The sequence below is a fragment of the Candidatus Zixiibacteriota bacterium genome, assembly GCA_040753495.1.
In the GTDB taxonomy this organism is placed as follows: Bacteria; Zixibacteria; MSB-5A5; order GN15; family PGXB01; genus DYGG01.
Window position 1 is genome coordinate 1 of the sequence record JBFMEF010000191.1, and the last position, 4,995, is coordinate 4,995.

A 4,995-nucleotide genomic window follows, 5' to 3' on the forward strand; every position below is an offset into this window, starting at 1 on the left:
GAAATAATATTGAAACTGCACCAGCTGACCGACCGACTGGGGAGGCCGGGGGCGGGGAAACGGGCGGCGGAGATTGTGGGAGAATATCTCTGATGCTGGCTTTATATAAATCGTTCACGTTTCTGGTCTATTATATCACGTTGCCCTACACCGCTCTGGCGGCACTTTTGGGCTCCCGCAAATGGCGCAATCGGCTGGGGTTCCACCGAGTAACAAGAGTCAACAAAACCGCTCCGGTTGTCTGGTTGCATGCCTCGTCAATGGGGGAAGTCAATGTCCTGGCGACCGTAGCGGCGCAGATAAAAAATCTGGCGCCGCAGTGCGATATTTACGTGACAGTAATGACCGCCACCGGACTGGAGCGGGCGGAAAAGAGTATCGATGATGCCATCGGAGCCGGCTATCTCTCTTTAGATTATCGCGCGCCGATTGAGCGGTTTCTCTGCCTGGTGAAGCCGTCGGTGGCTGTGTTCATCGAGACCGAAATCTGGCCCAATCATATCTGCCTGCTCGGAGAAAGAAAAATTCCGGTTATCTTAGCCAACGGACGTCTTTCGGAAAAAGCCCATAAACGGTACCTGAAGGTGAAATCAGGAATGCGCCAGGTTTTCTCTCATTATGCCGAGATGGATTTGCAGACGGAAAGTGATGCCGCCCGTTTTGTTGAAATCGGCGCCGACCCGAATAAAATCGAAGTTTTGGGGAGTCTCAAATTTGATGCGCCGGCCAGAAACTTGTCTGAAGCCGAAAAGATAGCCTTGCGGGAAAATCTTCCATTCTCCGCAGGAGCGAAGATTTTTATAGCCGGCTCGACCAGAAACGGCGAGAATGAAGTAATTCTTGACGTATATCAAAGCCTGCAGAGAGAATTCCCCGAACTGAAGTTGCTCCTGGTGCCAAGGCATCTGGATAAAATTCCGCAGATAGTCATGACGGTTGAGAATCGGGGATTGAAATATCTGCTGCATTCAAGATTGACGCCGTCGGGCGATGTCGACCTGGTTGTTGTCGATAAGATGGGCATTCTCAACGACCTCTACCATATTTCCGATATTGCCTTTGTCGGCGGCACATTGAGCGATATCGGCGGACATAATATTCTGGAACCGGTCTGGGCGGGAATCCCGGTGCTCTATGGTCCCTCTATATTCAACGTCGGCGACAGTTCCCGCTATATCCTGGAGAGCGGTTTCGGCGAAATGATAAAGGATGGAGAAGAACTGAGAGCAAGTCTTCGCGCCTTTCTTGCGGGAGAAAGAAGTTACCGTCGCCGCAGCGAACTGACGCGGGAGTCCTCCCGCGCTTATCGCACAGCGTTGAAGATTGTGAAATATCTGAAATGATGGAAAAACTCTGGCGGGAAATTCTTGGCAACCGTCGCAACCCCCTGTTTTCGCCCCTTCTATTTATTCTATGGGCGGTATCCCTTGTATATCGTCTCGGGCTCTATCTCAATTCGTTGATGACTTCAACAGCGCTGAAACTGGAAGTGCCGGTTATATCGGTCGGAAACCTGACTCTCGGCGGCACCGGCAAAACGCCGATGGTAATCGAGATTGCCTTATATTTTATCAAGAAGGGCAAGTCAGTCGGAATCGCGTCGAGCGGTTATGGTAGAAGAGCGAAAGGCCAAATAGCAGGAACTGGTCGGGAGATTGCAGCGCACGGGCCGGAGATGGTGGGGGATGAAATTCTGATGATGGCGGAGAGACTGCCGGAAGTCTTATTTGTCGTCGCCGAAACCAAGACGGAAGCGGCGCGGTTTCTTGTTGCGAAATATCAGCTGGACTTGATTTTGATTGATGACGGCTTTCAGCATCGGCGCTTGGCGCGAGATATTGACCTGCTTCTGATTGACGCCACCGGTGACATTCGCAAGGAGCCGTTGTTTCCTCTGGGACGTCGCCGCGAGCCGTTATCCGCCATAAAGAGAGCCGACCTCGTTATATTGACGCGCGCTGAGGCAAAGACGGCAGAGCGATTTGAATGGGTAAAGGAGAAATATGGCAAAGAAACGGTACCGGTCTCTTTTGCGTGGATGGCGGTCAAGTCCGACAGAGAGTCATTCCCGCTTGAGACCCTGGCCGAAAAGCCGGTCTATATCTTTGCCGGAGTCGGGAATTTTGATGCTCTGAGAGTCGAGGCGATGGCTCGCTTCAAGAATATCCGGCAATTCCGCCGTTTTCCGGACCATTGCCGTTACGACCGGAGGGAGCAGATAGCTATCAGAAAGGATATCGAACAATTCCAGCCGGAATTCGTTATTACTACTCACAAAGATTATGTCAAGCTGCGAGGTTTTGATTTTGGCATACCGATTTATTATCTTGAAATGGATATCAGATATCCTGTCGAACAGGAAGCTCTGTATGAGTTTCTTAGCGAGACGCTACTAAAGAAATATGGAAAGAAGATATGATTTCATAGTTATCGGTTCCGGTATCGCCGGGCTGTTTTTCGCTCAGAAGGTCGCCGACCTGATGCCGAAAGCGCGGGTGGCGGTCATTACCAAGAAGAGCGAATCAGATTCCAATACCAACTATGCCCAGGGGGGGATAGCCACGGTGATGTCGCCGACCGACAGCTTTGATGCCCATATTGCCGATACTCTTACCGCCGGCGCCGGTCTGTGTCACACGAAAGTGGTCGAGACTATTGTCCGAAACGGACCGGAAGCGGTCAGGAAACTGATTGATATCGGGGTCAAGTTTACCAAGGTGAAAGGAAGTTACGACCTGGGAAGGGAAGGGGGGCATTCGACCAACCGGGTAATTCATGCCGCCGACCTTACCGGCCGCGAGATTGAGCGGGCGCTTCTGACCGCCTGCCGCAGGAAAAAGAATGTCGATATTTTCCGCGACACTATCGGGCTCGATTTAATCACTTATGAGCATCAGGGGCACCGCCGCTGCGGAGGCGTTTACACTTTTTCCCAGCATAAACGGGATTTCAGCAGTTTTTATGCCTCGGTTACCATGCTTGCCACCGGTGGTCTGGGGCAGGCATATTTCAATACCACCAATCCGGCGATTGCAACCGGTGACGGGGTCGCTATGGCGTTTCGGGCCGGCGCCCGGGTTGCCAATCTCGAGTTCGTGCAGTTTCACCCCACCACCCTCTATTCTCCCGGACGAAAACCGTTTCTGATTTCCGAAGCGGTGCGGGGCGAGGGGGCGATTCTGATTAATGCGGCCGGAAAAAAGTTCATGAGAAAGTATCATCCCCTTAAGGAGCTGGCGCCCCGGGATATTGTCGCCCGCGCCATCGACAGCGAGATGAAAGAAAGCGGCGAAGAATTTGTTTATCTCGATATCAGCCATCGCCCGGCGGCTTTAATCAAGAAGCGGTTTCCGAATATCTATAAGGAATGTCTGCGGCGGGGGCTCGATATCACCAAAGAGCCGATACCGGTGGTGCCATCAGCGCACTACGCCTGCGGCGGAGTCCTTGCCGATATCTATGGCAGAACCGATATTGAAGGGATGTATGTCTGCGGCGAAGCGGCCTGCACCGGGATGCATGGCGCCAACCGTCTCGCCTCCAATTCGCTTCTGGAAGCGGTGGTGATGGCGGACTTTGCCGCCGATGATGCTGTCGCCTTTATCGCCGAAAACCGTTTCCCCGAGGTGCCCCCCGCCGAGCAATGGCTGCATTCGTCGATTGTTCGTCAGAAGGAAAAAATTTATATCTCGCACGACCGGCTTTCGCTAAAACGGCTGATGTCCGATTTCCTGGGGATTGTCCGCTCGGAAGAACGACTCCGTCTGGCGCAGGAGAGAATTCGGATGATTCTGAGAGCGATAAATAACTACTATCTGAGTCAGCCAGCGTCATATAATATTGTCGAACTGCGCAACCTGGCGCTGGTTTCCGACCTGATTGTCCGATGCGCCTCGCGCCGCAAAGAGTCGCGCGGGCTGCATTATATAATCGATTATCCGGAAACTGATGACCTCCATTACCGGCGTGATACCGTCATTGCTCCGCCGGGATTCAAGCGGTTTATCCCTAATCGGAAAGGAAGAGCATAGATTATGGCTGCTGCCGATGAAATGATTCTTATCCTTGATTTTGGCTCCCAGTACACTCAGCTGATTGCGCGGCGGGTGCGTGAAGAGAATATCTACTGCGAGATTGTGCCGTTTAATGCCGACCTGGCGCCATATTCTTCGCGCAACGTGAGAGGGTATATACTCTCCGGCGGACCGGCCTCGGTTAAAGAGTCCGGCTCGCCCCGCTTGGATAAGTCTTTCTTCAAAATCGATAAACCGGTGCTGGGAATCTGCTACGGCTTGCAGCTGATTGCCGACACTTTCGGCGGGGAACTGGTCCGCTCCGAAACGCGGGAATACGGGCAGTCGCAGATAAGTCTGAGCGGCAATTCGCCGCTATTCAAGAATGTTGAGAAATCCAGCCGGGTCTGGATGAGCCACGGCGACTCTATAAAAAGGCTGCCGTCTGGATTCACCGCCACGGCGTCAACGGCGACCGTTCCGATAGCGGCGGCCGAATCGAATGACGGCAGAATTTTCGGACTGCAGTTTCATCCGGAGGTGATGCATACGGTCCACGGGAAGCAGATTCTTCATAATTTCCTCTTCGATATCTGCGGTTGCAAAGGGAACTGGACGACGGAATCATTTATCGAAAGCACCGTTCGCGACTTGCGGCAGAAAGTCGGCAACGGCAAGGTGGTACTGGCGATTTCCGGCGGGGTCGATTCCTCGGTCTGCGCGCTGCTTCTGAAGAAAGCGATCGGGGATAATCTCTATGCCATTTTCGTCAACAACGGCGTCCTGCGGAAGAACGAGTTTACCGATGTCCAGAAGATGCTCTCCTCTCTGGGGATTCATCTGATTGCGGTGGATGCTTCGAAGCGGTTTCTGGCGCAGCTGGCCGGGGTGGAAGACCCGGAGCGGAAACGGAAGATTATCGGCAATCTTTTTATAGATATTTTCGAGGAAGAGGCGCAAAAAATCGGGGGGGTGGAGTTTT

At 52.8% G+C, this 4,995-nt stretch carries 4 protein-coding genes; all 4 read left to right on the forward strand.

Features of this window, described 5'->3' with window-relative positions:
- Positions 1–92: 92 nt before the first annotated feature.
- On the forward strand, positions 93–1,343 hold the full coding sequence (locus tag AB1690_12505; GenBank protein ID MEW6016125.1) for a glycosyltransferase N-terminal domain-containing protein: 1,251 nt from the start codon (positions 93–95) through the stop codon (positions 1,341–1,343).
- Positions 1,340–2,419: a tetraacyldisaccharide 4'-kinase gene (gene lpxK / locus AB1690_12510; protein ID MEW6016126.1), complete on the forward strand. Its 1,080-nt coding sequence runs from the start codon at positions 1,340–1,342 to the stop codon at positions 2,417–2,419. Before AB1690_12505 ends, lpxK begins: the two co-directional genes overlap by 4 nt.
- Positions 2,403–4,031: an L-aspartate oxidase gene (gene nadB / locus AB1690_12515; protein ID MEW6016127.1), complete on the forward strand. Its 1,629-nt coding sequence runs from the start codon at positions 2,403–2,405 to the stop codon at positions 4,029–4,031. The genes lpxK and nadB overlap by 17 nt, the downstream gene beginning before the upstream one ends.
- Positions 4,032–4,034: 3 nt before the next feature.
- Positions 4,035–4,995: glutamine-hydrolyzing GMP synthase (gene guaA / locus AB1690_12520; protein ID MEW6016128.1), on the forward strand; the 961-nt coding region annotated here is incomplete at its 3' end.